This window comes from Flavobacterium sp. 1355 (genome assembly GCF_017833415.1).
In the GTDB taxonomy this organism is placed as follows: domain Bacteria; phylum Bacteroidota; class Bacteroidia; order Flavobacteriales; family Flavobacteriaceae; genus Flavobacterium.
Map to the genome: position 1 here is coordinate 88817 of NZ_JAFICC010000016.1, position 26932 is coordinate 115748.

Sequence of the window (26932 nt, forward strand, 5' to 3'; positions counted from 1 at the left end):
CATAATTTTAAAAAGCAAAATTACGACAATAATAAAAACTTTCCCAATCCTGACGAAATGGGACGCGGATGGCACGGATTCACTTCGTGAAAGCGCGGATGAACGCGGATTTTTGATACAATCTTGTCATTGTGACGGAGGAAGGATCACACACGTACACATTGCGATTAAATAAAAAACGAGGCGTCTCTTGCGAAATTCCTCGTTTTTATTATTTCAAAACTTATGCATCATTCCAATTCTTTTAATAATACCTGAACTTCAACATAATCCTCATAATCTTCCGGAATAGTTAGCAGGATTTCTTTACAGCCAATATAGTTTTTTTGTTTCAGCCTGGTAAGGGCAAGATTCCATGTTGCTTTGTCTTTATAAACAGATGTTCCTGATCTAAGTTCCTGAAAAACAATTGCTGCTTTTTTTGTTTTGTTTGCTTCTAACAAAGAGATTCCGTAAAAATATTGAATCTCGGGTGTTTTTGTCTGCTTTAGAATTTTCTCAAAAAGCGGAACTGCTTCTTTATAACGTTTTTCATTAAAAGCTGTTTCAGCTTGTTTCAAAGTGGCATTTTCTATACTTCTCTCTGTAAAATAAGCCTGTTCGTGCTGATTAAAATCTTCATATACGGGTTTTTGCATATAATTAAAGAAAAACAGACCAACCAAAACCACAATAGAAGCTGCAACCGCATAATTCCATGGTTTAAAGGCAATTACTTTTGAGCTTTCCTTATTAAAATGTTTATTGGCAATTTTAGTCAAATTTTCTTCAAACGCTTCCCTTTCTGCTGCAATTCCGAATTTATTCTCCAATTGGGAATGTGCTATTTTGAAAGAGGCAAATTCTGATGCAAATTCCTCATTTTCGGATACTTGTTTTTCAAAATTCGACTTTTCCTCAGCATTCATTTCATTCTGAAGATATTGATCAAATAATATATAGCGCTCTTCGTTCATGACTAATTATTTTTTAAGGATTTAAAATTTTTAGCTTCCTGAATCCATTGTGTTAACTGACCAACGCATAACGATTTCTTTTTACGAACATAACCGTATGTAACATTTAGTTTTTCAGCAACTTCCTCCATAGATTTAATTGTAAAACTCAACTTTAATAATTCCTGGCATTTGTCTCCCAATTTCTGAAACATGGCATCAAAAAGCTGTTGTTTTTCATCAAATTCTTCGGTGGACTCCACCAATTTAGGATCACATTCACTTATAGATCCCGCATCTTCGTGAATTGTTACCCCTTTATTTGATGTTTTTTTCAATTCATTGAGCCATTTTCTTTTACATAACAAGAAAAAATAAGCGTCAAACGGACATGTTAATTGTAGTGTATTGGCTTTTGCCTGATTAAAAAGCAATATCAAAATCTCCTGAACCACATCTTGCGCCTGATCCTGGTTGCCGGAATTATTTCTAATATAAAAAACAACTTTTGGAACAAACTTCTTATAGATCTCCTGAATTATTGCGGAGTTATTTGCAGCGAGTCCTTCAATATATTTTTGGTCGGAATGAATTTTAATCTTGGCCATAAAACAGCATTTTAAAACACTAATCTATAAAGATATTAAAATATTTTTCTATTTGAGGGGTAACAATTATAAAATCAGGTTGATATAACGAAGTAAGAATCTTTTAGAATAATCCAAAAAATTAAGAAAAATGGAAAGTTATCAACTCATAAACGAAAAAAATCTTGATCGGTTTTACAAAATGCTTTCTGCCAAAGAACGTAATGGTTTTGTCATTATCGAACATAATGAAAAATTGCCTTACGCGGTTTTATCAAAAGAAAAAAAAGAAATAAATCATCCTTTTCATTTATTCCTTACCATGATGACTTTAGGATTTTGGGCTATAATCTGGGTCTATTTTATTGTTTCGCTTTCGCGGAAAAATGACATCCTCGTTGCATTGGATGAAGACGGAAATGTCTTTGAAGAAAAGTGCCTTTCAAAATAAAATCAAAAAAAATAAAAAGAAGGGTAACAAATTTTGACCGCAATTGATTTCTTCATATAAATCAAAATAAAACAGGGTAACAATTCTCCTGCCATAAGTATCTATTATTAAATAACTATTAAAACTGAATATCATGAAAACAAACTTTAAAACAATCGGACTTTTATTATTCGCTATAACGACATTCGTAAGCTGCGACAACAGCGATGGCGACGATACTAATGTAATCTTGCCTCCAACTTCAGGCGCTTTTAAAAGTATCAACGAAAAAGGAGTTAAAAGAAATACGCAAAATTTTACAATTACTGCAGGAAATGGTGTAGTTACGTTTACTTCTGCAAAAGGAGTAAAAGTAAACATCAACGGTGATTGTTTAACCAAAAACGGTAATGCGGTAACAGGAGCTGTAGATATCGAATATATCGAACTTTTTGACAAAGGAAATATGTTGGTTACCAACAAACCTACGATGGGGATAACTCCAGACGGTAAGAAAAATTTATTAATTTCTGGTGGTGAATTCTTCATTAAGGCTACTCAGGGTGGTGTTGCACTTCAAACCTCCTGTTCGATGACCATGCTTGTTCCTGCAGATTTAACAGATGGCGTAGACAATACCATGACATTATGGGCTGGTGCAATCGACGAGCAGGGTGAACTAGCCTGGAGAGAGGTTAAAGAAGGTGGTGATGGTGCCAACGGAAAAGGCGGAGTTCAGGGTGAAGGAACCAATTACTACGTAACTTTTGGAAATTTTGGATGGACAAATGTGGATCGTTTTTACAGTGATCCAAGACCAAAAACGACAATTCTTGCAGATGTTCCTGATGGATATGATAATAACAACAGTGCAGTTTACTTGTCTTATGATGGTGAAGGTACTAATGCACTTGCTAAACTGGACACGTATACAGCAGCCGGATTATTCAGCGAACATTACGGACAAATTCCGATCGGACTGGCTTGTCATGTGATTTTTGTAACCGAAGACAATGGTCAATGGCGTTATGCAATAAAAGGGGTGACAGTTGCTGCAAACGATGTTTATACTTTCACGCTTGCCGAAACAACAACCGGTACAGAAGCACAACTGGTAGCTGCAATCAATGCTATTCAATAACTTACAAATACTTTTTAAAAGAAAGTGGTGATTTGCTCATCACTTTCTTTTACATTTAATCCAGTTTTAAAATTAACTCTGATGATTTTCAGAAGCTAATCCTGCTATCCGTTGCAATCTTTTCTGCCGAACCCCGGCAAAAAAGGATTTACACTACTATCAGGGCTAAAAACCTCTAGTTATGAAACCACTATCATCTATTCTCTTTATTCTTTTTTCTATATTCTCTTTCGCGCAAACCAAAGTAAAAGACACCATAACCCGAAGAGCCAATATTATTTACAATCAAAACGGAAATCAGGTTAATTATAAACCTGAAACACCACCTTTAATTCCGATTGCGGGTGCTCCAAAACCAAGTTATTCTTATCTATGGGAACTTGGCGACGGACATTACAGCAAAGAAGCAGAGCCAAAACATGTTTATAAAAACAAAGGGACTTATACTGCCAGACTCGCTGTAACCAACAATTATGACAACGGAAAACCTCCTGCAACACGTCCGAAAAAAGTAGCTGTAAATGATATTACTGATACAAATTATAAAGATATTGCGTCGATTGCAGACCAAAACGGATTTGCAATCTTAAAAAACTGTGATCCAATTCCAGAACAGGAAATGGTAGTTGTAGTAGGTTATCAGAATTTGGAAAATTATGTTTCCAGCGGAAAACTATATCTTTTTTATAATGAGAAACAATTCAAAAACAACAATTTTGAATTGGTCGATTTCAGGACTTACGCCAGCGAACGCGAAATAAAAGAAAATACAGTCGCTTCTGTTCATGATCTTGATGATTCTAAAGATTATCTGGCTTCTGCCGAAAACACAATCAAACTTAAAAAATACAAAAACCCAACAACCGAAGAAGATCTTGATGCTTCTTTATTAGACGCTAATAAAATATATCATAATGTTTCTGTTTTAGAATTTGATGATGCTAACCCGGGAGAAACACGTAATGTCTTTTATACGTTTAAAACTACTCCTGAAATGATCAAAGATACCAGCGCAACAGTTACCATGAGAGGAATTTTTGTACCGAACAGAAGTTATAAAAACCACAAAATAAAAAATCTGGAGATGGAAATTGTAACTTCTCATGACCCAAATAAAATGGGCTCTAACGGAAGTTTTATGAATTACAGACTGGTGCGTTTTAAAAGAGTTAATTTTAAAACACGTTTCCAAAATAATGGTGAAGGCCCGGCGAGAATGATTCGTCTGGAAACTGATATTCCGGATATGTTTGACAAAAAAACTTTCAGGATAGAAAGTATGTATCCCGAATGTCCGATTTGTCCCAAAGACGAAGTTCCTACGACGAGCTGCCTGGATACTATCATTAAACAAAAACAGATTTTCTTTACTTTCAAAAACATTTATCTGCCCGGAAGTGAACAAAAAAATGTACATGAAAAAGATTCTACAAAAGGTTTTGTAAAATATTCGATGAAGTTTGCAGAAGATTTTCATAAAGTAAAAACCAGAAGCCGGACCGCGATTATTTTTGATAAAAACGAACCTATAATTACCAACTACGCCACTACCCGATTTTTGCCCGGAATTTCGATTGGTGTAAAAGCGGGTTATAATTTGTATCCCGATTTAGAAAAATCGACAAGTTATTTTGTGGGCGCGACGATTTCGCCTTTTAAATCATATCGCTTTTATTGGCAGGCAGAATGGGTCAATGCGTTAAACAAATATGATAGTGCTATTAATGTCGAAAGTGTAGTAAATACAAACGCAAACGGAGTAAGACAATTGGTACGCACGACTACGGCAACTGAAAATAAAAATATCAATTGGGAAGTTCCGATTTTGATTCGGTATAACATTAATAATTATATCGGAATTGGTGCCGGCATTCAGGCGAATATAAATGTCTCTGAAGAACAAAATCAGGACATAAAAATTGAGACTTTTGAGGGTGAGAAAGAAAGTTTTCTCATCAGCACAACAACAGCAGACAATAAAGTAAAAAACTCTTTTGCTGATTTTAAAACAGGTCTTTTGTTCGATTTAACTGCAGGTTTTGCGCGAATTGGCCCAAGTTTGGGTGCACGCTATGTAATTAACTTTGAACAGAATTTTAATTATTTTCAGTTTTATGGGATTTGGAAGTTTTAGTAGCAATACCACAGAGATACACAGAGATTGGAAGATATTTTTTTTTGCCACGAATTACACGAATTTTCACGAATTAATTTTAAATACTGCGTTCAGCTTTGCTAATTTGTGAAAATTCGTGTAATTCGTGGCAACCTTTTCTGCGAATCTCTGTGGAATAAATAATCATTTATGAAAAAACTATATTGCTTTATTTTCACCTTCTTTACTCTGATTCTTTTCGGACAGAAATCTGTTTCTTTAGAAGATAAAATATATAATGCAATTGATGTTTTTGTCGCTCATCCTTCCGCGAAAGCGTTGCAAAATTTAACGAATACGGAAGCTGATTTCTGGAGGAATTCAAAACCGAAAACCAAAGATGAATTGTTGGCAATTGTCGTTTTAAACTGCAATAAAGCGTATTACGAAAATCAGTTTGGGCAAACCGAAAAAGCGATTTCAAGCTACGAAAAAGCCTGGCAGATTTACCAGAAAAATAAACTTTCTAATTACGATATTATAGAATTTTGTCTGAAACCTTTGGGCAATTTATATACGGTCCTGGGCGATTATGATAGCGCCGAAAACACGATTAAGCAGTATTTTTTTATTGTAAATACCTTCAAAAATTATCCTGACACACCAAAACAAAAATTTGCTGCAATTTTGAATTTATCAAATGTTTATCAGAGTTCTGGCAAAATTTCCCTTGCGATTGAATTGTTAGAAAATACTTTAAAAACAGAGAAACTATCGAATTCGCAGAAAGGAATTTTATTGAATAATTTGGGGAATAGTTATTTATTAAGTTCTACAAGAAATTTGATGCGCCCTGAAATTCATCATAAAACTCAAAATGCTTTTGAATCAGCCGTTATTTATCTGAAAAACGAAAACGATCAATTGGAGACTTTATCGAATTCTTATCGTAATCTGGCAACGCTAAACCGTCAAAGGGAAAAATTTGAACTTGCAAATTCTTATTTAAACAAGGCAGAAAAACTGTTTTTTAGAACTACAAATCAACAGCCACGAAAAATCGCTAAAATATATTATGAAAAAGCTTTATTGTTTTTTGATGAACAAAAGTATGATGAGAGTACCAAACAGATTTCAGCAGTTTTTAAAACTTTGATTCCTGATTACAATTCAAAAAATATACTGCCAGACCAAGATCAATTATATGCAGAAACTGTTTTGATTGATGCACTCGATTTGCAAGCAGAAATTCTGCAGCTTAAACATCCCAAAAAAGCATTAAAAGCTTTTGAACTTTCCTTTTATATTGAAGATCTATTAATGAATTCACTGGTTTACGAAAATTCAAAAATCCTGATGCAGTTGCGATCACGAAATCGTACCGAAAGGTGTATTTCAATTTATGATGAGTTTTTTCAAAATGAGGGCAAAACTCAATATCTGGAAGAAGCTTTTCGATTATCTGAAAGGACAAAATCGGGAATATTAAAAGGCTATCGTTCAAATATTAAAAATGCTTCTGCAAAAGAAAAACTGCTTTTACAAGAACTTCAAAACTTAAGTAATGCTATTTTAAAAGAACAGCAAAAAGGTGATTCGGCGAATATTTCAGAAATAAACAGGTTTATAAAAAAGCAGCACGAAATAATGATTTCGTTGAAAAAAGTGCAATCTAAAAATGCAGATTATATTCCCGAAAATTTTGATTTAAAAGCTTTATTTTCAAAACTGGAAAATGATAAAGCTATCATGGTTTATTATTTTATGGGTGAGAAAAATTTATTTTATTTCATCTTGCAAAATGACAAAATTAATCTCCTCCATATTAATATTACAGATACTGCCATTCCTAAAATTGCACAGTTTATAGATTATTTCAATTCTGCAGATGCTATTACAAACGATATTTCCGGATATAATAAATACGGGAAAGTGCTTTATGACATGCTGAAATTACCTCAAAACTCAATATACCAAAACCTCATCATAGTTCCAGACGGTATTTTGAATTTCCTGCCTTTTGAAGCTTTGATTACTCAGGAATCTTCGACAACAAATTTTGCCAAAATGCATTATTTATTGAATGATTTTAAGATTGCTTATAATACTTCGGCTAGTTTTTATTTGAATTCAAAACGGGTTTCAAATTCAGATAAAACAGTTTTAGGTATTTTTCCGGTTTTCGAAAAAACGGCTTATGAACTGACTTATTCGAAGAAAGAATTAGAATCTATTCAAAGTTATTTTAAAGGAAAATATCTGAAGAATTCAAATGCCAGTTTCTTTAATTTTAAAACTAATGCAAACCAATATTCTATTTTGCATTTAAGTACTCACGCTTCTTCCGGCGATATTGAAACTCCGGCCAGCATTAAGTTTTATGATCAGGAAGTTTTATATTCTGAATTGTATAATTTGAACATAAATCCTGATTTAGTGGCTCTAAGTGCCTGTGAAACCGGAATTGGAAAATTGTATAAAGCAGAAGGTGCCATGAGTATTGCAAGAGGTTTTCAGTTTGCGGGCGCGCAGAATTTATTGTTTTCGCTGTGGAAAGTCAATGATTATACAACATCGGTTTTTATGACTGATTTTTATAAAAACATTAAAAATGATGTTCCGTATTTTGAAGCGAATGCCAATGCAAAATTGGTTTTTCTAAACGACAAATCGATTCCGAATTCGAAAAAATCACCTTATTATTGGAGTTCTTTTGTGTATTATGGTTCTGTTTCTGCAGAAGAGAAACCGACAAATTATATCTATTACATCACTAGTTTTTTGATTGTAATTGGTTTATTTTTGGTTTTCAATCATTACAAAAAATGGAAAATCTTCACGAGGTTCTCAAAAAAGAGAAATACAAGAAAATAAAATTCAAAGTTACCAAAACACAACATCTTCTTATAAAAGCTAAAATCAATGGTGTTTCGGGAAATTTTATTTTAGATACTGGAGCTTCTAACACTTGCATAGGTTTTGAAAGTATGGAGCGTTTTGAAATTTCATCAAAAAAATCTAAAACAAAAGCGTCGGGTGCGGGCGGAACGGGAATGAAAACCGAAATTTCAGCTCATAATATTTTACAAGTTGGCAGTTGGAAAAATGCTGATTTTGGTTTGGTAATTTTTGATCTTTCTCATGTTAATGAAGCTTTAGAATCTTATAAGGCCAAACCTGTTCACGGTATTATCGGTGCGGATGTTTTGTTGGAAGGTAAGGCTATTATTGATTATTTTAATCATTATTTGTATTTGAAATAAATTTCCAATATTTAAAAACTCCAAATTCCAATTTTAGGATTTCTTATAAATCAAAAATCCCAAACTCCTTAATTGGAATTTGGGATTTTTTATGTTCAAGATTCAAGCTCCTTTTGGAATTTGAATTTTAAATGTTGGAATTCTTAATGGGTATGTTTTGGATTAAAACCGTCCTCGCTTAATTCTGTGTGCTCATAATCGGCAACCATTTCAGCTTCGTAATCAATTTTTTCTCCTTTGCTAACTTTAGCAATTATTTTTTCCATAATGTTATAAATAACCGGAACCACAATCAGGGTTAAGAATAAAGAAGAAATTAATCCTCCGATAATTACCCAGGCCAAACCGTTTTTCCACTCAGCTCCTGCTCCAGATGCCAATGCAATCGGGAACATACCAAATACCATCGCAATTGTTGTCATCAAAATCGGACGTAAACGTGCATGGTTTGCCTGAATTAAGGCTGTTCTGATCGATTCTCCGGCAGCTCTTCTCTGGTTCGTATAATCGACAAGCATGATCGCATTCTTACACACCAGACCAATCAACATGATAATACCTAAGATTGTAAAGATATTTAATGAGTTATTTGTCAGGGCTAATGCTAACATCGCACCAATAAATGAAAGCGGGATTGCAAATAATACTACGAATGGATGCACAAAACTGTCGTATAAACTCACCATTACAAGGTAAACCAAAATAATAGCCGCCAATAAAGCGATTCCTAAAGTACCAAATCCTTCAGATTGATTCTCCTGGTCACCACCCCAGATGTAGTTTACACCTGCTGGTTTTTTAAGCTTGTCTAATTTAACCTGCCATTGCTGAACAATTGTTCCTGATGGCACCCCAACGTTTTGTCCTTTTACAGTAACAGAAGCAGATTTGTCTCTACGCTCTAACTGGCTAGGTCCTGATCCTTCTGTAATATCTGCAAATTGAGACAACTTGATTTGCTGTCCTGCGGCATTTACAAAAATCAGATTACTTACATCTGTAATACTTTTTCTGTCGAATGCATTGTATCGAATGTTGATATCATACTCATATTCACCAGCTCTGTATTTACCGTCTGTATTTCCGCTAAAAGCAGTTTGCATGGTTAAACCAACTGTTTGAAGTGTTAGTCCCAACGCAGCCATTTTATCACGGTCCACTTTTACGTTAATTTCTGGGTTTCCGTCTTCAACTGTTAATTTAATCTCTGTTGTTCCCGGAATTGTGCGTAATTGTGCTTCAGCTTGTTTCGCAAAAGCCATAGCTGCTTCTGTTGAAGGACCTGTTACAATTAATCCTAAAGTTGCATCTTCGGCAGTTCCTAAAATACCTACCGGAACAGTTTTTACTTTTGCTCCAACTAATACTTTTTCTAACTTACGCTTGATTTTTGCAGCGTAAACATTCGCATCATCTGTACGGTCTTTTTGTTCGATCATTTTTACGTCGATCTCTGCTTTGTAAGCCGTAGCCTGAGATGCTCCGAAACCTTCACTGGTTTGCCCTACAGTTGTAATCTGACTGTGAACATATTCTTGTTGTTTTAGATAGGCTTCTGCTTTTTGCGTCATGAAGTTCGTTTGTTCTAACGAAGCATCTTTTGGCATCTCGATCTGTACTAAGAACTCCCCACTATCAGATGATGCAAAGAACTCTCCACCGATGAAACCTCCACCCATTAATCCTATAGTAGAAGCAAAGAATAAGATCACTACAACTACAATAGTTTTAATATAATGATCTAAACACCAAGTCAATAATTCTGAAACCCAGTTGGTGAAACGGGTTAAATAACTTTCAAATCCAAGAATGATTCTTCCGAATAAATTCTTTCCTTCTATATGTTCTAATTTCCCGAAACGAGATGATAACCATGGGATGATTGTAAACGAAGCTAAAAGAGATAACATCGTAGAAATAATTACCGTAACACAGAATTGTGTAATGATGTTGGAAACTAAACCAGAACTCATCGCAATTGGAAGGAATACAACCACAATTACTAATGTAATCGAAGTTACAGTTCCGCCGATTTCTGCGGTTCCGTCATACGATGCACGAATTCGGCTTTTACCCATCTCCATATGTCGGTAAATATTCTCAAGTACCACAATCGCGTCATCGACCAGAATACCTACCACCAGAGATAATCCTAATAAACTCATTAAGTTCAGGGTATATCCCATTAAATAAATACCAATAAATGTTGCAATCAATGAAGCAGGAATAGATACCATTACAATCAATGAGTTTCTAATACTGTGAAGGAAAAACAACATTACAAATGCAACCAGAATTACTGCAATTAATAAATCGTGTACTACTGAGTCTGCTGCTTCTAATGTGAAGATGGTACTGTCTTTTGCAACTTCTAATTTTAACTGGTTTACTTTATAATCTTTTTCAAGAGTAGCAATTGTTTTTAATAATTGCTCACTTACCGCAACGGCATTGGCATCTGATTGTTTTACGATTTGTAAAACGATCGCGCTTTTTTGATCTACACGAGAAATTTTCTCGGCAATTTTTTGTGTATCCTGAACATCGGCGATTTCACCCAAACGAATCTGAATTCCGTTTTGAGAAGAAACTACCAGATTTCTTAATTCATCAACATTTTTATATTTACCCGCTAAACGAATTAATATTTTTTGATTACGTGTCTGAATGTTTCCTGTTGGGAAATCCAGGTTCGAGGTCAAAATAGTCTGCTGAACCTGCGGAACAGATAAACCGTATCCCTGCATTTTTACAGCATCAAGATTTACCTGAATTTCACGCTCAGAACCACCAATAATATTTACTTGCGCAACACCTTGTACACGAGATAAAATAGGCGCAATTTTTTTGTCAATTAAGTCATAAAATTCTGCTTCATCCATTTTTCCGTTAGCACCAAGTGTCATGATCGGTAAGTCACTCAGGGAGAATTTGGTCAGTGCCGGTGTTTTTACATCCTCTGGCAAATCACTAATGATGGCATTAATTTTTCGCTGTGCATCATTCAAAGAGAAATCGACTTTTGCGTTTGATGTCAGTGTAATCGAAACGATAGATAAACTTTCGTAGGATTTCGAGTCAATTTTCTTAACATTTTCCAGAGAAGCAATCGCATCCTCAATTTTCTTTGTTACGGTATTTTCTACCTCACTTGGAGAAGCTCCGGGATATATTGTAGAAATTGTAATAACGTTTTGCTCAAATTTTGGGATCAGCTCATAGCCCAATTGGCTGTAACTGAACAATCCACCAAGAGTTAGAATTGTAAACAATACAATTACCAACGACGGACGTTTTATGGATATTTCGGCTAATTTCATATATTTCTTTTAAATTTATTAAGTCCTTAGTTTTTAGTCTTTAGTCCCACTAGTTATTTAGTTTAACTATTCTAAGTACTCTGTACTAATCACTAATTACTTTATTTAATAATTTCTACTGTATTACCATCCTGTAAGTTAATCTGACCCGTAACAATTACCTTTTCTCCTTCAGATAATCCATTGATAATTTCAACTTTATCTCCCAAAATTCTTCCTGCGGTTACTTTTCTTAATTTTGCAACACCGTTCTCTGCTACAAAAATTTCATTACTGTTTACACTTCCCACAAATGCATTTCTAGGTACAACCATCAAGTTTTGTTTTTGTTGGTTTGATGCAAAATTTGCAGTTCCGTACATACCTGCTTTCAGGTCATTATTTGAGTTGTTCGTAATTTCAATTTCAACAGGAAAGTTTAAAGACTCATCTGCTTTTGAAGCGATGAATGTAATTCTTCCTGAAAAAGTTTTATCAGGATAAACACTAGCTGTCACATTGATAGTATTTCCGACTTTTAAACTTGCTACCTGATTTTCGTTTACTGTAACAACTAATTTTAATTTAGAAACATTTACAATATCAAATAAAGCTGTTGCTGGCATTCCTGCCAAAATAGATCCCGGCTCAATATATTTTTTATTGATGAATCCGCTTATTGGCGCTTTTACTTTTGTGTCTCCAACATTAATGTTTGCTTGTGTTAAGTTAGATTTCGCATTTGTTAAAGCTAACTTAGCCTGATCTAATTGTTGTTTTGTAACACCACCTGTTTTAAAAGCATTTTCATATCTCTCATAATCAGATTTTGCATTTTGATACACTGCCTGTGCTTGTTGTGCACTAACATTAATTACATCACCTCTAACTGTCAATAAAGTTTGGCCTACTCTTACATAATCACCTTCTTTAGCTAAAACGCTGATTACTTTACCTGATTTCTCAGCAGAGAAAGTCAATTCCTGAATAGGCTGGAAATTTCCGTTTGCAACAAAATCCAAAGAAACTTCTTCTGTTTTTACCTCTGTTACTTTTACTGAAACAGCAGCGTTTTTTTCGGCAACGATATCAGTTTTTGCTTTATTTTCTTTCTTATTATTATTTAAGACATATCCAATCACACCCAGTGCTGCGATTATGATTACGATTGTTATAATAGTTTTCTTCATTGTAATTAGTTATTTAATAAGAGTTTTTAGTTCGCCTTTTGATTTGATTAGTGCTATTTCGGCAATTTTATAGTTTAAAACTGCTCTCGTAAAATTATTTTGAGCTTCAAGTGATGCATTTTCAGCATCTAATAAATCTGTTAAAGATGCCAGTCCCTGAAGGTAATTGTTTTTTGTATTGCTTAGAATCTCTGATGCCAATTGCATGTTTTCTTTTTGATTCTTAATAGTTACAATGTTATTCTCGATGTCAGCCATTGCATTTCTGTAATCTAAATCAAGAGAAAGTTTCGTGTCTTTAATATCTTCTTGTAAAGATCTGATTTCTACATCGGCTTGTCTTACTTTTGCACGCGTTCCAAAACCTGTAAAGATTGGCACATGTAAATTTAATCCTATCGCTGAGTAATCTGACCAGTAAACTCCGTCTTGTGGTTTTGCAAACCATGGAAATTGAGGCCCCTGACCAATATAGTTGTAACCTGCCGTTAATGAAAGTGTCGGGTAATATCCTGCCTCAACTGCTTTTTTATTATACACCAAAAGCTCTTCCTGTTTTTTCAAAAGCAGATATTCTGTTCTGTTTTCCACATTTGGCTGCTCGGTTAATGCCGTTGGTACAACTTCAAATTCTTCTTTTGGCATGTCGATTTGAGTTTCAATAGGCATTCCCATATAAAACTTCAATGCATTTTCCTGTAAAGTAATTTGATTTTTAATTTGCTGACGCTCTGTGTCGATGTTTGACATTTTTACAATAATACGGTCTAAGTCAATTTTTTTTGCTAAACCATTATCAAACTGCCCTTTTACAATATCACGAACTTTTGTTGTGTTTACGTAATTACTGTCTAACAGAACCAATCTTTCTTTTTGTACATAAACAGAATAATAGTTATTGGCAACTCTTTCGATAACCTGTTCTTCTGTTAACTGATTATTTATTTGATAAAATTCACGTGTAGATTTTGCCGCTTTTAATCCTGTAAAAACAGACTGATCAAATATAGCCTGAGTTAAAGAAACACCGGCATTTGATGTCCATTTTTGTCCAAAAGCTGCCTGAATTGTAGTTCCCGGGGCACCAAATCCTGCTCCGTCGATAACTGTTGTCTGAATTACCGGATTGTACGTTATATTTCCGTTTGCAGAAATTTGAGGCAATGCTCGTGAACGTACTTCCTGAATTTGATACTCACTGTTTTCGACCTGTAATTTAGCCTTTTTAGCATCCGATTTGTTTTGAAGCGCATACGTAAGAGCATCTCTTAAGGTTAAAGTGGTTACTTGTGCGTTGGCCGTCAAACCAATTGTACACAAAAATAAAAGAACTATTTGTTTCATATGGAGTATATATATTTAAAGATTGATGATTATGCTCTAATTTTTATTAGTTGTTTTTCAAGTTCAAGTATTCCTTTTTCTGTTGCCATTGCACGGGTATGATATTCCAGTGCTTCTAATTCTATTTCCTGTGCTTCTCTTTCTGAAATCGTATTTTCATTAATATGAAAAATGAGGGTGTAATAAAATTTCACATAGATATCTATATTTAAATCCGGGCGATACAATCCTTCACGGATTCCTTTTTCAATATTTTCTCTAAAATATTTAGTGCACTGCTCAATTTCGTGAGACAATACATTTTGGTAAATTTCAGGATAATGCTTTTTTAACTGATATATTGGCGATGTGTCTATATTGTTTTTAAACATATCACGAAACATTTCTCTAATTTCAAAATTCTCATGAATCGCGTTCAGGTTTTTCGCCACAATACTGTCAATAATTTCATGTACCTGTCTGTGAACTGTTGATGTGCTTTCTTCAATCAAAACCTCCTTATTACAGAAATATTTGTAAATCGTTTTTTTTGAAATACACATTTCACCTGCAATATCATCCATCGTAACACTCTTAAAACCAAGCTTTAAAAAAAGTTCACTTGCTTTTGATATAATTTTCTCTTTCATTTTGATTTTTCAGATTGTACTACAAATATAAACAGGAAACTAAAACCTAAAAAATAGTTTCCGCTATTTTTGTAATAATTTTACATTAAATTATTCAATGTGTAAGATTTATATACTGAACTCCAGATTTGCGATTAGTTTTATGTCTTTTCCAAGAGCCAAACCACCATTATGGTTAAAAGAATTATAGTCTAATCCAAAATCCTGGCGCTTAATATCGCCTTTGATTTCAAATGCTACTTTTTTCTCTCCGTTATAAGAATTAACACCAATAAATTCTGCATCAAGTTCTACTACTCTTGTTACATCTTTAATAGTCAGATCTCCTTTGAAAAAATTAATGTTGTTATTAATCTTTTGAAATGAAGTCGATTTAAAACTTATAATAGGATGTTCATTTACATTAAAAAGATCATTTAACTGCAAGTATGTGTCAATTTGCTGAAAACTGTCATTTCTATTATTTACATCTAATGAAAACTCAACAGAAGCATCTTCGATCTCGTTGTCTTCGATATTTACATAACCGTCAAATTTGTTTGCAGTTCCGCCTATATACGCAATGATAGAATGTCTCATTTTTATTAAAACATCTGATTGGCTAGAATCTATCGTCCATGTTGTCATAAGTGTCTGATTTAATGAGTTTATAAATTACTCAAATTGTTTACGGAAACTTTTATAGTGTTCTTAGTTTCCAATAACGGTGCAAATATAGACAGGAAACTCTAAATACCAAAAAAGTTTCCAAGTTTTTTAGAAAAAATTTTAACAAATTATTTATTAGGCGAATTTGTCGCTAATTTGCTGGCTTTAGTATTTAAAAATTTAGAAACCGATAATTCACAATTGAATTGTATCTTTGAGCCTCGTAAATCAGAATTTCATTTTATGCACGATATAAGTCAGTACCAGGATTTTTTTATTAGTTATTTAAAAAACCAAAGCATTAGCAAAGAGCCAAAAAACCTTTATGAACCTATTGAATATATTTTAGGCCTTGGCGGAAAACGTATGCGTCCTGTATTAACATTAATGGCTGCTGAAGTTTTTGATACTGATTATACTACAGCTCTTCCTGCCGCTATGGCTGTCGAAGTTTTTCATAATTTTTCGTTGGTTCATGATGATATTATGGATGATGCGCCTTTGCGAAGGGGAAAAGTTACGGTACATGAAAAATGGAACATCAACACCGGAATTTTATCCGGAGATGCCATGCTTATTTTGGCCTATCAATACTTTGAGCAATATGAGCCGGCCATTTTTAGGGATTTAGCAAAATTATTCAGCAAGACTGCTCTTGAAGTTTGCGAAGGCCAGCAATGGGATGTTGATTTTGAAGAAAGAAGCAATGTAACCATTCCGGAATATCTAAAAATGATCGAATATAAAACAGCCGTTTTGGTTGCTGCTGCTATGAAAATGGGGGCAATCGTAGCCAAAACTTCTGAAAAAGAAGCGGATCTGATTTATGATTTCGGGCTTAATTTAGGATTAGCTTTTCAGCTTCAGGACGATTATCTGGATGCTTTTGGAGATCCTGAAACTTTTGGAAAACAAGTTGGCGGTGATATTATAGAAAACAAAAAAACATATTTGTACTTAAAAGCTTTAGAGTTTTCATCTCCTGATAAGGCGTTACAACTACAGAATTTATTTCATTTGCAACTGGAAGATAATACTGCTAAAATTGATACAGCAAAAGCTATTTTTAATGAATCCGGAGCTTCAAAAGCTACGCAGGAAGCTATTGAAATGTACACTTTAAAGGCTTTTGAGACTTTAGAAAAAATGACAATTTCTAAAGAAAAAAAGGAAATCCTTAAGACCTTTGGAGAAAACTTAATGGGTCGAACTGTTTAAGTTTCATCCCAAAAATATAAAATCATAATTCAGCAATCTAAAATTAAAATCAATGTTTGTCGCTCCTAAAAACACAGAATCATTACTACAGGAAGCTCAGGCTGAGACGTTGTATTTAAAATTGATTGAACAGATCAATAAGGATTTTAATCTGGCAAATGAAGGAATCGATTTTCCGCTGAGTATTTCTCCGGATGAATTAAAAATTCAGCTTCACGAAAAAATCTATCGCATGATTCAGTACAAATTTGCTGAATACCTGAATTTACTTTATATCATTGATGTTTCTGAAAGCGAAATAAAAAAACTTGACGGCTCAGATTTGGTAATCCTTGCCGAACAAGTTTCGTTTTTAATTTTAAAAAGGGAATGGCAGAAAGTGTGGTTTAGAAAAAATTATTAAGCCTCTGCTTCCTGCTCTGTTTCGCTGTATTCATAAATTACTTTTCCAAACTTATCTGAGTCCAGATTATAGGATTTAGTAACAAAATCTGACAAGGAATTTTCATCTGTAAAAACGGAATCTACCAATAATTTTTTTGTTTTATAAAATTCCAAACCTGTTACCAAATCATCAGTTGTTCCTAAACAGTTACCAATAAAACTAATGTTTCGCATCATCAAATTGGCAATCAGCAAAGTTAAATTGGTAGGCTTAACATTCTTAATTTTATCCAGAGACTGATTGAAAATTCCGCACGTTAAGTAACGGGCATTCAGATTCAGATTAGGCATTAAATATTCTAAATACGTATCTGAAAATGAATCCAAAACAGCATCAAACAATATCGTATTAGGAATGTTTTTTTTATTTACTGAGAAAATTTCTTTTATAAAAGGAAAATGTTCGCGAACGGTTTCTGTATTTTTTCCTGAATAAGATAATCCGTAAACATTACATTCAAGATTCCAGAGTGCATTTAACAAAAAATAAGAAGTGTTTGAGGTTACAGAGGTTACCAGAACATTGTCTCCTTTTTTAATATTTGCCTTGCGAACCATAGCATTGGCTGTTTGTGTTCCTATACCCAATGCACCTGCCTCAACACCAGAAAGATAAGGCGGCACTTTGATTAACTTGCCAAAATGATAAATTTCATATTCTTTGCTTGCATGATTTGACGGAATTCCAGGCATTGCACCATTTTCAGGTTCGGGATAAAAACAGTTTCCTATTACCAAATCTCCAACAGACAATGAAGAAACACTTTTCCCAATTGCAATTACATGCCCGGCAAAATCTGATCCTATGGGATAAAAAGTATCAATTTCTGCAGATTTTAATTTCTGCCATGCATTTTCTATAACTCCTAAATCTCTGTAATTTAAAGAGAAACTTGTCTTTTTTACCAAAACAAAATTGGCATATTGTTCTGATTCTTCATTAAATTCCGGAAAACTTCCTTCTATAAAAGCCAAAGGAATTTCTAAATTATCAATACAAATCAAATGTTTATTATGATCTTCAATCTGATCAAACAAAGAAGATGTTACTACTGCTAATGCTCTCATAATCTATGATATTAATTCTTCTGTTACTGTCGTTTTTTCTCTTTTTCCAGTGTGAAGCTGTTTGCTGTAATATTTGTATAAAAAATCATAAACAACCATTTCATGTATTCTGTGCTTTGTTAAGAAGATTCGGTTACAAATCATATGAACATAACTTAACATTATATTGTCCAGATAAGTTGGCAAACGGTGTTCTTTGCCCAGTTCTTTTATTTGCTTTACAGCATCAGCGTTTTTCTCTGTACGTTCATGAAGAATTTCCAGCAAAGGCTCATAAATTTCATCCATCAGATTTGGGTCCAGAAAGTATTCTATTTCAGATTCATGTTTTACAAACATTTCATTAATTTGTTTATTCAGTCTTCCTGAACGGTTAAATTCTTTGCCAAAACCAGTCTTGGCTACATTAAACAGTTTGACTTTTCCTTCGAGTTTTACGTCAAAATCATTTAAGAAATGATCGATAGACAATAGACAAAACATCCATCTTATTTTTTCTCCTGTATCGCCTTCAATCATATCTGCAAATTTTAAGGTACAATCACTGTCATTAAAAAACAAAGTTTCTGTTTTTTCAATGGCTTCATATCCATAACGCTGCAATTCACGCAGATAGTTGTCTGTCTGGGTTTTCCAGATGATTCTGGTTTGTTCCAAAGGGTCGGTATATTGTCTTATGATTCGGATACAATCTGTAAATAAATTACTGTTTTTCAATAAAACACGAAATCTGATATGATGTCCCTGAGCATCATAATATCGAATAAAAAACCATTTGTCAATAATGCCTTTTTCTTTTAATTCTTCAACAATTGGAGCAATGCCTCTTTTTAACAATTCTTCTCCGGCTCTTTCTCCACAGTAAAATTTGTAATAAAGCCATTCTTCTCCTATCGAAAATGAAGTTGCTACACCTTGCTGATTTTCATTAGAAACAAATTGATTTGCCTCAATGATTTCTGCTTTCTTCTCGATATTTTTGTGTGCTGTAAAAATAATTTCATTGCAATAATTACCTGTAATTGTATTTTCCTCAAATAAAAATTCTTTTAACTGAACAAAGTTTTCACTCTTTAGCATGTAATAAAACACATTGCAACTCAATTCATTATTAAAGTTTATAAGAACTTCATTGTCGCCTTGCGAGATATAAACCAGATCGGGGATATTTCTGTTTTTTCTGAAATTATTTATAAATTCGGTATTTTTTGATTCGCCGGCAGCAAGGATATGATCAATTTCTGTTTTAGTGATATTCCAGGTTGCTCTGCTAAAAATAGTGTCTTTGTAAGTTAGCCGGGGTAAAAAATCAAATTCGTTTTGAAGTGCTCCCCAGCTAAATCCAAATCCGAAAGAGTTTTGATTTTGAAGATCACATAAAAAATGATAGATTGGCAATGCATTTGAAACAAAATTATGGGCGTTGCTCAATCTCGGGATTATCTCTTTATTCAGTCTTTTTGAACGCAGCACAATTTTTCCTGACTTTACCGAAACATACAAATCATCGATCATAATCTGATGATCTCTGTCTACAGAAGCGTTTCCTAAATAAGGAATTTCATAATCTCTCTGAAAGTTTCTGTATAATATATTCCCTGTTCTTGCCTGAGGCAAATGCACTATTTCTGCAATAATTTTATCCGGATTAAGCTGATTTTCAATACTGGATACTTCATTGCACAAGTCAAGAATTTTGGTGTCTAAATGACTAAATCTTCCAATCAATCCATTTGCAGACGGGCCGCTGGCTGTTTTTAGATTGATTTTTTCAACTCCATTTTCATGAAATATATTTACAAATGCAGAAAAAGTATCAGGATATAGAGATTCATTCTCTTCAAATTTGTTAATTTCTTCATCTGTTAATTCGATTGACTGCAAATTGTTTTTTGTAGCCTGAAGTAGTTTTTTGAACAGAAAAGTTTTTTTAGAATCCATAGAAATCTGATTGGCATCTGAATGTCCCCCACCAATAAGTAATTCATCAACCAAAGCCGATTTTGCACCAGCTGTTTTTGCGTAGCCAATTCCTATGTCCGGATCCAGAACACTTACCAGTGGTTGTTCGTATTCTTCATAACGCTCCAGGAATTTTCTTTTGAATTCTTTCAAATTATTGTTTTCCGAAACAGATTGCAATTTGTTTAGAACACTCAACGCCGGACGTAAATTCTTTAAAGTTTTAAAACTTACAGAACCCTGATAAATCTTTCTAAAACTGTCTACCTGAAATAATTTTGAGATATCGACATTATTTAATTCTTCGTTTACTAACTCATGAATTTGAGTATATAGAGCAGGATCGTTACTATTATTTGTGTCAAGGTAATTGATTTTGGATTTTAAATTTGTAATTAATTCTTTGATAACTTCGGCTTCATAAAAATCGAATCTTGCTTCTGAAAATATTCTCAATAGTTTTTCAAAATAATCTTCTCCGGTAATGGTAAATTCTAATTCGGTTACAATAAACTGACTTTGAATAAGTGTATCGATAAATTCCTGTGCATCTTTCAACGAAATTTCGTCAGAAACAAGAAGATCTGCAAGTTCGCTTAACAGAACTCCGTTTTTTGCTTTTTCAAATATCAGTTCCAGATAATCGCTCATTTCAACCTCAGAAATTTTATGAAAGCGAACATTGTCTTTAAAATAATATTCGACATAACGGTATTTATCAAGAACTGTGTAAATAGAATTGTTGCTGTAATATTTTAAAGCATTTCTGATAGCATCATTTTTTACAATAACAGGCAGGAAGCTTCCTAAAAAATACATGTCAAACTTGGTAAATCTGCCAAAAGTACTTGCTGCAATATTAAGATTGGTTTCTGAGTTTAGGTCTACTGCCGCCACGGTGGCAAACATTCCAAAAGGGGTACTTCTGTTTGCTAATCTTGAGGCATATTTATATAAAGATCCTTTTAAGTTTTTAAGTTCTTCTTCTGTTTGAAAAGCTTCACCTGTTTCCCACATAACAAGTGCTTTATAAATATTTGGAGAACCTATAAATAATGCTTCCCTGTTTTCTTTTTTAGAAAAAATTGCCTGAATTTTTTCCCACGTAAGATCCATTTGCTTTTCTTCAATTGGAGTTCTTACGATAGCCGTTTTTGTAAAAGAGTAATTTTTCATTTTTGTTAAATTTCCTTATTAAACAATTATATTATTCCACATTCTATAATAGTATTCTTCTTTATTCATAAGCTCATCGTGCGAGCCTGATTCAACGATTTCTCCTTTTTTGAAGGCATAAATTACGTCAGCTTTTTTAATCGACTGAAGCTTGTGCGCAATTACAATAATTGTCTTGCCTTCTGCATTCAGGTCTTCTACTAATTTTTTGATAACCAATTCAGATTCAGAATCCAGCGCCGAGGTTGCTTCATCAAGTATGAGCACTTCAGGATCTTTATAAAGTGCTCTTGCAAACGCAATTCTTTGTTTTTCTCCTCCCGATAAATTAGCACCAAATTCTCCTAAATAAGTATTAAATCCGTTTGGCAAAGATTCTATAAAATCATAAGCACCTACTTTTTTACTTACTTCTATTATTTTTTCCATATCAGGAGTTGAGTCCCCAATAGAAATATTAAATGCGATAGTTCCGTCAAAAAGTTCTACATTTTGTGGCACCGTAGTAATCAGCGAATTAATACTTTCTTTAGAGATGTAATTTAAGTCATATTCACCAATTAATATCTTTCCTTCTTTCGGATTGTATATATTCTGAATTAAGGATGCAATAGTACTTTTTCCGCTTCCGCTTTCTCCCACAAAGGCTGTAAATTCTCCTTTTTTTATGGTAAGATTTAAATCCTTAAAAATGTAACGCCCTAACTCATAAGAGAAATCGATATTCTTAAATTTAATATCATCAAAATTATTTTTTGTCAGCCATACTTTAGATTCCATTTCTTCTCTGTCCAGATCCATAATACCAAACAAACGATCTGATGCAATCATGGCGTTCTGAATAGCTTGGTTTGTACCTATTAATTGTGAGGCCGGCCCGGTAAAATATCCTATTATAGAATAAAATGAAAACAGTTCCCCCGGAGTAATCTCTCCATCGATAGCATAATAAGTTCCTACCCATAAAAGGATTATGGTAAATAATCTTGAGATAAAATCAGTAGAAGTTCTTGCAAAAATTCCGTTCATTCCTGATTTATAAATACTTTTTAATAAATCTACAAACTTTAATTCTGTTTTTGTTTTAGAAAAATCTTCCAGGGATAATCTTTTTACAGTACCAATATTTTTAATGGATTCTACAAGCTGAGATTCCATGAGTGCATTTTTTTCCATTATCTCACGTTCTACTTTTTTATTTAACTTATTTGTTATCAAATAAATAATGATATAAAACGGAATGATTAACGAAATTATCAACGCTAATTTCCAGTAGAAAGAAAACATAAAGATGAACGAAAAAAACACGATTAGGACATTTACAGAAATGCTTAAAGCTGTTTCGTTTATAAGTGCTCTAATTTTTACGGCATCGCCAATTCTAGACATAATTTCACCAATTCGCATCGTATCAAAGAACTTTTGAGGCATTGTAAAAAGATGTTTGTAATATCCTAAAATAAGTCGTGAATCGATTTGCTGACTTGTTTTTAAAATGAAAATATCTTTTAATACGCTGTATAAAATTTGCAGCAGCAAACAGCCAATTACTATTATACTCATTAGGTTCAGTAAACTTTTATTTCCGCTTACAAGCACGAAGTCTGTAATCTTACCAACATAAATCGAAACCGAAAATCCTAACAAAGTATACAAAACAGCTCCTATAATAGCCTGCAATAAAATATATTTATGAGGTTTTAGTAAAAATAGTATCCTTTTAAAATTTGATATTTTTTCATTTTTTTCTTTAAAAATATCTTCATCCGGAACTAATATTAAGGCATAGCCTGTAAATATTTTTTCAAACTCAGCCAGTGGCTTTTTTTCTAATTTACCAACCTGAGGGTCCATTATCTGGATATAAGTACTGGTGATTTTATAAGCAACAATATAATGAGGGAACTCGTGTCCGTCTTTTTTTATCAAAACATGCAAAAGTGAAGGCAGCGGAATATCCTTTAATCCTTCAAAAGAAACTTTTACCCCTTTTGCAAGAAATCCCAGTTTTACTGAAGCTTCTCTTAGTCCTAACAGCGTAGTCCCTTTTTGGTTTGTATTGGCATATTGGCGAATTCTCGAAATCGGAAGGCTTAGATTATAATGTTCAGAAATTGATGCCAGGCAAGTAGCACCGCAATCTGAAAAATCATGTTGTTTTATTTCTATTTTACTCATTTTTGCTGTTGTAAGGATTAAACCAATCTTCTACTTTATCAAACAATAACTGAAAGGCAGTTCTTTTGGTTAAGAAAAAACGGCTGGTCAAACTCATTCCTTTTTTTAGATTTCCTTTGGCTCCGTTTTTTAAGGTTAAGCTATTGACATGAAGGTTGCTTTTTATTTTATAGTAAGGATTATTATTTACGATAAGAATGTCTTTACTTATTTCGAAGATTTTTCCTTTTGCAAATCCCCATTGATTTGAATTGAAAGCATCAATCTGATAAATGGCATCGCCTCCTTCTTTTAAATATCCAATTTCGGATGGGTTTACATAAGTTTCTACAATTATACTTTTGTCGGGCGAAATTTCTACAATTGGATTTCCTGATGCGATTCCGCTTCCTTTATTAAATCCCTGCATATTGATCAATTCACCATCGATCGGAGCAATTATGATGTAATTATTCTCTTCTTCCTTAAGTTGTTTTTGATTAGAATGAATACTTTTATTATCCTGACTCAGCTGAGTGTATTCTTTTTGCCAGGATAATTCTGTTTGTTTGATCAGGTTGATGCGGTCATTCTTTATTTTATTCAGTTCTAATTCAGATTTTTCAAATTCAGATTTAGAAATAACCTCTTTTTTATAAAGATGATCTTTTCTGTCAAAGTCTGCCTGAGTATTTTTTACCACTATATCCAGATTATATAATTCCTGCTGATGTTTTAAAAGCTCTCTTTTGTATTGATCTGATCTGATCTGGCTGTAATTTCTATGAATTAAGTTATTCAGATCACTTAAATAAAGGGAATTTTCTGAACTCTGAATTGTATTTAAATTTTCTCTTTCTTTTAATATGTTGTGCTCTATTATAAGTAAAGTATCGCCTTTTTTTATTTTCTGATTTTCTTCAATATTAAAAAAGGAAATTTTACCACTAATAGGAGAATAAAGCGTAAGTTTCTTTTCCTGAGGAATTATAGTTCCTCTGCTTGTTGTATAAACATCTATATATATAAAAGGAAGAGAAACAAAGGCAATCAACAGCACTAAAAATGTAATGACAAATAAGAAAGAAGTTTTCTTATTATGTTTAATGATATGACTTTCAACAGTGTTGTTCAAAATCTCTTCTGGGAAAATTTCTTTATCGTTCATCTTGTGTCGTATTAATTTCTTATGACAAATGAACCTATTATTTAAGGAAGAAAAAAATGAAAAAAGCCTATTTTTATAAAAAATCGGGTTATAATTACAAACACAAAACACTGAAAAACAGCATATTAAATGTGCTTTTCAAAAGAATTGTAAAAACGATTCGATTGTGTTGGTTTTTATGATTTTAAAGCATAAAAAAAGCGTTATCAGTGTAAACCGATAACGCTTTTTTTGAAGGAGCATGTCCGAAAACTAATTAAAGTTTAGCAATTAAGTAACTTATTACCAAATAACATGCTGGAGAGCTTCCACCATCTACATCATGCATTTGTGTGTCATTTAATTCTGTAACAGCTATTTTATTGAAAGACAGCTTGTTGTTTACGTTTTGTTTTTTCATTATAATTTAGCAATTAAGTAACTAATTACCAGATAACATGCAGGAGAGCTTCCACCATCTACGTCATGCATTTGTGTGTCGTTTAATTCTGTAACAGCCACTTTGTTGAAAGCCAGCTTGTTGTTTGGGTTTTGTTTTTTCATTTTGATTATAGTTTTGCGATTAAGAAACTGATTACTAAGTAACATGCAGGAGAGCTTCCGCCATCTACGTCATGCATTTGTGTGTCGTTTAATTCTGTAACAGCCACTTTGTTGAAAGCAAGCTTGTTGTTTGGGTTTTGTTTTTTCATGTTGATTATAGTTTTGCGATTAAGAAACTGATTACTAAGTAACATGCAGGAGAGCTTCCGCCATCTACGTCATGCATTTGTGTGTCGTTTAATTCTGTAACAGCCACTTTGTTGAAAGCCAGCTTGTTGTTTGGATTTTGTTTTTTCATTTTGATTATAATTTTGCGATTAAGAAACTGATTACTAAGTAACATGCTGGAGAGCTTCCGCCGTCAACGTCGTGCATTTGTGTGTCGTTTAATTCTGTAACAGCCACTTTGTTGAAAGCAAGCTTGTTGTTTGGGTTTTGTTTTTTCATGTTGATTATAGTTTTGCGATTAAGAAACTGATTACTAAGTAACATGCAGGAGAGCTTCCGCCATCTACGTCATGCATTTGTGTGTCGTTTAATTCTGTAACAGCCACTTTGTTGAAAGCCAGCTTGTTGTTTGGATTTTGTTTTTTCATTTTGATTATAATTTTGCGATTAAGAAACTGATTACTAAGTAACATGCTGGAGAGCTTCCGCCATCTACGTCATGCATTTGTGTGTCGTTCAATTCTGTAACAGCCACTTTGTTGAAAGCAAGCTTGTTGTTTGGGTTTTGCTTTTTCATGTTGATTATAGTTTTGCGATTAAGAAACTGATTACTAAGTAACATGCAGGAGAGCTTCCGCCGTCTACGTCATGCATTTGTGTGTCGTTTAATTCTGTAACAGCCACTTTGTTGAAAGCCAGCTTGTTGTTTACGTTTTGTTTTTTCATTTTGATTATAATTTTGCGATTAAGAAACTGATTACTAAGTAACATGCAGGAGAGCTTCCGCCGTCAACGTCATGCATTTGGGTGTCGTTCAATTCTGTAACAGCCACTTTGTTGAAAGCCAGCTTGTTGTTTGGATTTTGTTTTTTCATGTTGATTATAGTTTTGCGATTAAGAAACTGATTACTAAGTAACATGCTGGAGAGCTTCCGCCGTCAACGTCATGCATTTGTGTGTCGTTTAATTCTGTAACAGCCACTTTGTTGAAAGCCAGCTTGTTGTTTGGGTTTTGTTTTTTCATTTTTGATTATAGTTTTGCGATTAAGAAACTGATTACTAAGTAACATGCTGGAGAGCTTCCGCCGTCAACGTCATGCATTTGTGTGTCGTTCAATTCTGTAACAGCCACTTTGTTGAAAGCAAGCTTGTTGTTTGGGTTTTGTTTTTTCATGTTGATTATAGTTTTGCGATTAAGAAACTGATTACTAAGTAACATGCAGGAGAGCTTCCGCCGTCAACGTCATGCATTTGTGTGTCGTTTAATTCTGTAACAGCCACTTTGTTGAAAGCCAGCTTGTTGTTTGGATTTTGTTTTTTCATTTTTGATTATAGTTTTGCGATTAAGAAACTGATTACTAAGTAACATGCTGGAGAGCTTCCGCCGTCAACGTCATGCATTTGTGTGTCGTTCAATTCTGTAACAGCCACTTTGTTGAAAGCAAGCTTGTTGTTTGGGTTTTGTTT

Annotated in this window: 31 protein-coding genes; 7 read left to right on the forward strand and 24 right to left on the reverse strand. The window is 33.4% G+C overall.

The features are described from left to right. Positions 1-230: 230 nt before the first annotated feature. Both JOD96_RS19390 and JOD96_RS19395 read right to left on the reverse strand, forming a co-directional pair. Positions 231-956, reverse strand: coding sequence for a tetratricopeptide repeat protein (locus JOD96_RS19390; RefSeq protein WP_209565872.1), 726 nt, complete (start codon positions 954-956; stop codon positions 231-233). Between the two features lie 2 nt (positions 957-958). Continuing rightward, positions 959-1543: an RNA polymerase sigma factor gene (locus tag JOD96_RS19395; RefSeq protein WP_209565873.1), complete on the reverse strand. Its 585-nt coding sequence runs from the start codon at positions 1541-1543 to the stop codon at positions 959-961. 130 nt (positions 1544-1673) lie between these two features. On the opposite strand from JOD96_RS19395, the gene JOD96_RS19400 reads away from it, so the two are divergent. The 5 genes from JOD96_RS19400 (at position 1674) to JOD96_RS19420 (ending at position 8451) form a co-directional block, all read left to right on the forward strand. Further along, positions 1674-1973, forward strand: coding sequence for a hypothetical protein (locus JOD96_RS19400; protein WP_209565874.1), 300 nt, complete (start codon positions 1674-1676; stop codon positions 1971-1973). A gap of 133 nt (positions 1974-2106) precedes the next feature. Beyond that, positions 2107-3093, forward strand: a complete 987-nt coding sequence (locus JOD96_RS19405) for a hypothetical protein (protein WP_209565875.1) — start codon at positions 2107-2109, stop codon at positions 3091-3093. A 181-nt stretch (positions 3094-3274) separates the two neighbouring features. Then, positions 3275-5227, forward strand: a complete 1953-nt coding sequence (locus JOD96_RS19410; RefSeq protein WP_209565876.1) for a PKD domain-containing protein — start codon at positions 3275-3277, stop codon at positions 5225-5227. Between the two features lie 171 nt (positions 5228-5398). Further along, positions 5399-8062 (forward strand): CHAT domain-containing protein, encoded by a 2664-nt coding sequence (locus JOD96_RS19415; RefSeq protein WP_209565877.1) that lies wholly within the window; start codon positions 5399-5401, stop codon positions 8060-8062. After that, positions 8014-8451 carry a retropepsin-like aspartic protease gene (locus JOD96_RS19420; RefSeq protein ID WP_209565878.1) on the forward strand — a complete coding sequence of 146 codons (438 nt, stop codon included), beginning with the start codon at positions 8014-8016 and terminating at the stop codon, positions 8449-8451. Before JOD96_RS19415 ends, JOD96_RS19420 begins: the two co-directional genes overlap by 49 nt. Positions 8452-8594: 143 nt before the next feature. Here JOD96_RS19420 and JOD96_RS19425 read toward each other — a convergent pair whose 3' ends face one another. The 5 genes from JOD96_RS19425 to JOD96_RS19445 all read right to left on the reverse strand — a co-directional run bounded on the left by JOD96_RS19425 (position 8595) and on the right by JOD96_RS19445 (position 15540). Further along, positions 8595-11771: an efflux RND transporter permease subunit gene (locus tag JOD96_RS19425; protein ID WP_209565879.1), complete on the reverse strand. Its 3177-nt coding sequence runs from the start codon at positions 11769-11771 to the stop codon at positions 8595-8597. Positions 11772-11872: 101 nt separating this feature from the next. Continuing rightward, positions 11873-12940, reverse strand: coding sequence for an efflux RND transporter periplasmic adaptor subunit (locus tag JOD96_RS19430; RefSeq protein WP_209565880.1), 1068 nt, complete (start codon positions 12938-12940; stop codon positions 11873-11875). A gap of 9 nt (positions 12941-12949) precedes the next feature. Beyond that, the gene (locus tag JOD96_RS19435; protein WP_209565881.1) at positions 12950-14284 is read right to left on the reverse strand and encodes a TolC family protein; all 1335 of its coding nucleotides are present in this window, start codon (positions 14282-14284) and stop codon (positions 12950-12952) included. Positions 14285-14313: 29 nt separating this feature from the next. Continuing rightward, positions 14314-14913 (reverse strand): TetR/AcrR family transcriptional regulator, encoded by a 600-nt coding sequence (locus JOD96_RS19440; RefSeq protein ID WP_209565882.1) that lies wholly within the window; start codon positions 14911-14913, stop codon positions 14314-14316. 108 nt (positions 14914-15021) lie between these two features. Continuing rightward, the gene (locus JOD96_RS19445; protein WP_209565883.1) at positions 15022-15540 is read right to left on the reverse strand and encodes a YceI family protein; all 519 of its coding nucleotides are present in this window, start codon (positions 15538-15540) and stop codon (positions 15022-15024) included. Between the two features lie 264 nt (positions 15541-15804). Here JOD96_RS19445 and JOD96_RS19450 point away from each other — a divergent pair, with 264 nt between their 5' ends. Together JOD96_RS19450 and JOD96_RS19455 are read left to right on the forward strand one after the other, a co-directional pair. Then, positions 15805-16779, forward strand: coding sequence for a polyprenyl synthetase family protein (locus JOD96_RS19450; protein ID WP_209565884.1), 975 nt, complete (start codon positions 15805-15807; stop codon positions 16777-16779). A 52-nt stretch (positions 16780-16831) separates the two neighbouring features. Further along, positions 16832-17182 (forward strand): hypothetical protein, encoded by a 351-nt coding sequence (locus JOD96_RS19455; protein WP_209565885.1) that lies wholly within the window; start codon positions 16832-16834, stop codon positions 17180-17182. Here the strand turns inward: JOD96_RS19455 and JOD96_RS19460 are convergent. The 17 genes from JOD96_RS19460 to JOD96_RS22615 form a co-directional block, all read right to left on the reverse strand. Next, a complete protein-coding gene (locus JOD96_RS19460; RefSeq protein WP_209565886.1) occupies positions 17179-18291 on the reverse strand; it encodes a zinc-binding alcohol dehydrogenase family protein in 1113 nt (370 codons plus the stop codon). The two genes, JOD96_RS19455 and JOD96_RS19460, sit on opposite strands and share 4 nt — an antisense overlap. Positions 18292-18294: 3 nt before the next feature. Further along, entirely contained in the window at positions 18295-21429 is a 3135-nt protein-coding gene (locus tag JOD96_RS19465) for a lantibiotic dehydratase (RefSeq protein ID WP_209565887.1), read from the reverse strand. Between the two features lie 18 nt (positions 21430-21447). After that, positions 21448-23607, reverse strand: a complete 2160-nt coding sequence (locus JOD96_RS19470) for a peptidase domain-containing ABC transporter (protein WP_209565888.1) — start codon at positions 23605-23607, stop codon at positions 21448-21450. Continuing rightward, positions 23600-24754, reverse strand: coding sequence for an HlyD family secretion protein (locus JOD96_RS19475; RefSeq protein WP_209565889.1), 1155 nt, complete (start codon positions 24752-24754; stop codon positions 23600-23602). The genes JOD96_RS19470 and JOD96_RS19475 overlap by 8 nt, the downstream gene beginning before the upstream one ends. Positions 24755-25010: 256 nt before the next feature. Continuing rightward, positions 25011-25154 (reverse strand): class I lanthipeptide, encoded by a 144-nt coding sequence (locus tag JOD96_RS19480; RefSeq protein WP_209565890.1) that lies wholly within the window; start codon positions 25152-25154, stop codon positions 25011-25013. Further along, positions 25154-25297, reverse strand: a complete 144-nt coding sequence (locus JOD96_RS19485) for a class I lanthipeptide (RefSeq protein WP_165829091.1) — start codon at positions 25295-25297, stop codon at positions 25154-25156. Before JOD96_RS19485 ends, JOD96_RS19480 begins: the two co-directional genes overlap by 1 nt. A gap of 5 nt (positions 25298-25302) precedes the next feature. Further along, complete coding sequence (locus JOD96_RS19490; protein WP_165828981.1) at positions 25303-25446, reverse strand: class I lanthipeptide; 144 nt, start codon at positions 25444-25446, stop codon at positions 25303-25305. A 5-nt stretch (positions 25447-25451) separates the two neighbouring features. Then, entirely contained in the window at positions 25452-25595 is a 144-nt protein-coding gene (locus JOD96_RS19495) for a class I lanthipeptide (RefSeq protein ID WP_165828981.1), read from the reverse strand. A 5-nt stretch (positions 25596-25600) separates the two neighbouring features. Further along, the gene (locus JOD96_RS19500) at positions 25601-25744 is read right to left on the reverse strand and encodes a class I lanthipeptide (protein ID WP_165828981.1); all 144 of its coding nucleotides are present in this window, start codon (positions 25742-25744) and stop codon (positions 25601-25603) included. Between the two features lie 5 nt (positions 25745-25749). After that, positions 25750-25893, reverse strand: coding sequence for a class I lanthipeptide (locus JOD96_RS19505; protein ID WP_165828981.1), 144 nt, complete (start codon positions 25891-25893; stop codon positions 25750-25752). A 5-nt stretch (positions 25894-25898) separates the two neighbouring features. Then, complete coding sequence (locus tag JOD96_RS19510; protein WP_165828981.1) at positions 25899-26042, reverse strand: class I lanthipeptide; 144 nt, start codon at positions 26040-26042, stop codon at positions 25899-25901. A 5-nt stretch (positions 26043-26047) separates the two neighbouring features. Next, entirely contained in the window at positions 26048-26191 is a 144-nt protein-coding gene (locus JOD96_RS19515; protein WP_165828979.1) for a class I lanthipeptide, read from the reverse strand. Positions 26192-26196: 5 nt separating this feature from the next. Further along, entirely contained in the window at positions 26197-26340 is a 144-nt protein-coding gene (locus JOD96_RS19520) for a class I lanthipeptide (RefSeq protein ID WP_165828981.1), read from the reverse strand. Positions 26341-26345: 5 nt separating this feature from the next. Then, on the reverse strand, positions 26346-26489 hold the full coding sequence (locus JOD96_RS19525) for a class I lanthipeptide (RefSeq protein ID WP_165828981.1): 144 nt from the start codon (positions 26487-26489) through the stop codon (positions 26346-26348). 6 nt (positions 26490-26495) lie between these two features. Beyond that, positions 26496-26639 (reverse strand): class I lanthipeptide, encoded by a 144-nt coding sequence (locus JOD96_RS19530; RefSeq protein ID WP_165828981.1) that lies wholly within the window; start codon positions 26637-26639, stop codon positions 26496-26498. A gap of 5 nt (positions 26640-26644) precedes the next feature. Then, positions 26645-26788, reverse strand: coding sequence for a class I lanthipeptide (locus JOD96_RS19535; RefSeq protein WP_165828981.1), 144 nt, complete (start codon positions 26786-26788; stop codon positions 26645-26647). 6 nt (positions 26789-26794) lie between these two features. Then, positions 26795-26932 (reverse strand): class I lanthipeptide (locus JOD96_RS22615; RefSeq protein WP_209565893.1); only part of this gene is annotated, 138 nt, incomplete at its 5' end.

Excerpts from the sequence above, each read along its gene's own strand:
- JOD96_RS19390 (WP_209565872.1), bottom strand. The coding sequence starts at position 956 with ATGAACGAAGAGCGCTATATATTATTTGATCAATATCTTCAGAATGAA.
- JOD96_RS19395 (WP_209565873.1), bottom strand. The coding sequence starts at position 1,543 with ATGGCCAAGATTAAAATTCATTCCGACCAAAAATATATTGAAGGACTC.
- JOD96_RS19400 (WP_209565874.1), top strand. The coding sequence starts at position 1,674 with ATGGAAAGTTATCAACTCATAAACGAAAAAAATCTTGATCGGTTTTAC.
- JOD96_RS19405 (WP_209565875.1), top strand. The coding sequence starts at position 2,107 with ATGAAAACAAACTTTAAAACAATCGGACTTTTATTATTCGCTATAACG.
- JOD96_RS19410 (WP_209565876.1), top strand. The coding sequence starts at position 3,275 with ATGAAACCACTATCATCTATTCTCTTTATTCTTTTTTCTATATTCTCT.
- JOD96_RS19415 (WP_209565877.1), top strand. The coding sequence starts at position 5,399 with ATGAAAAAACTATATTGCTTTATTTTCACCTTCTTTACTCTGATTCTT.
- JOD96_RS19420 (WP_209565878.1), top strand. The coding sequence starts at position 8,014 with ATGGAAAATCTTCACGAGGTTCTCAAAAAAGAGAAATACAAGAAAATA.
- JOD96_RS19425 (WP_209565879.1), bottom strand. The coding sequence starts at position 11,771 with ATGAAATTAGCCGAAATATCCATAAAACGTCCGTCGTTGGTAATTGTA.
- JOD96_RS19430 (WP_209565880.1), bottom strand. The coding sequence starts at position 12,940 with ATGAAGAAAACTATTATAACAATCGTAATCATAATCGCAGCACTGGGT.
- JOD96_RS19435 (WP_209565881.1), bottom strand. The coding sequence starts at position 14,284 with ATGAAACAAATAGTTCTTTTATTTTTGTGTACAATTGGTTTGACGGCC.
- JOD96_RS19440 (WP_209565882.1), bottom strand. The coding sequence starts at position 14,913 with ATGAAAGAGAAAATTATATCAAAAGCAAGTGAACTTTTTTTAAAGCTT.
- JOD96_RS19445 (WP_209565883.1), bottom strand. The coding sequence starts at position 15,540 with ATGACAACATGGACGATAGATTCTAGCCAATCAGATGTTTTAATAAAA.
- JOD96_RS19450 (WP_209565884.1), top strand. The coding sequence starts at position 15,805 with ATGCACGATATAAGTCAGTACCAGGATTTTTTTATTAGTTATTTAAAA.
- JOD96_RS19455 (WP_209565885.1), top strand. The coding sequence starts at position 16,832 with ATGTTTGTCGCTCCTAAAAACACAGAATCATTACTACAGGAAGCTCAG.
- JOD96_RS19460 (WP_209565886.1), bottom strand. The coding sequence starts at position 18,291 with ATGAGAGCATTAGCAGTAGTAACATCTTCTTTGTTTGATCAGATTGAA.
- JOD96_RS19465 (WP_209565887.1), bottom strand. The coding sequence starts at position 21,429 with ATGAAAAATTACTCTTTTACAAAAACGGCTATCGTAAGAACTCCAATT.
- JOD96_RS19470 (WP_209565888.1), bottom strand. The coding sequence starts at position 23,607 with ATGAGTAAAATAGAAATAAAACAACATGATTTTTCAGATTGCGGTGCT.
- JOD96_RS19475 (WP_209565889.1), bottom strand. The coding sequence starts at position 24,754 with ATGAACGATAAAGAAATTTTCCCAGAAGAGATTTTGAACAACACTGTT.
- JOD96_RS19480 (WP_209565890.1), bottom strand. The coding sequence starts at position 25,154 with ATGAAAAAACAAAACGTAAACAACAAGCTGTCTTTCAATAAAATAGCT.
- JOD96_RS19485 (WP_165829091.1), bottom strand. The coding sequence starts at position 25,297 with ATGAAAAAACAAAACCCAAACAACAAGCTGGCTTTCAACAAAGTGGCT.
- JOD96_RS19490 (WP_165828981.1), bottom strand. The coding sequence starts at position 25,446 with ATGAAAAAACAAAACCCAAACAACAAGCTTGCTTTCAACAAAGTGGCT.
- JOD96_RS19495 (WP_165828981.1), bottom strand. The coding sequence starts at position 25,595 with ATGAAAAAACAAAATCCAAACAACAAGCTGGCTTTCAACAAAGTGGCT.
- JOD96_RS19500 (WP_165828981.1), bottom strand. The coding sequence starts at position 25,744 with ATGAAAAAACAAAACCCAAACAACAAGCTTGCTTTCAACAAAGTGGCT.
- JOD96_RS19505 (WP_165828981.1), bottom strand. The coding sequence starts at position 25,893 with ATGAAAAAACAAAATCCAAACAACAAGCTGGCTTTCAACAAAGTGGCT.
- JOD96_RS19510 (WP_165828981.1), bottom strand. The coding sequence starts at position 26,042 with ATGAAAAAGCAAAACCCAAACAACAAGCTTGCTTTCAACAAAGTGGCT.
- JOD96_RS19515 (WP_165828979.1), bottom strand. The coding sequence starts at position 26,191 with ATGAAAAAACAAAACGTAAACAACAAGCTGGCTTTCAACAAAGTGGCT.
- JOD96_RS19520 (WP_165828981.1), bottom strand. The coding sequence starts at position 26,340 with ATGAAAAAACAAAATCCAAACAACAAGCTGGCTTTCAACAAAGTGGCT.
- JOD96_RS19525 (WP_165828981.1), bottom strand. The coding sequence starts at position 26,489 with ATGAAAAAACAAAACCCAAACAACAAGCTGGCTTTCAACAAAGTGGCT.
- JOD96_RS19530 (WP_165828981.1), bottom strand. The coding sequence starts at position 26,639 with ATGAAAAAACAAAACCCAAACAACAAGCTTGCTTTCAACAAAGTGGCT.
- JOD96_RS19535 (WP_165828981.1), bottom strand. The coding sequence starts at position 26,788 with ATGAAAAAACAAAATCCAAACAACAAGCTGGCTTTCAACAAAGTGGCT.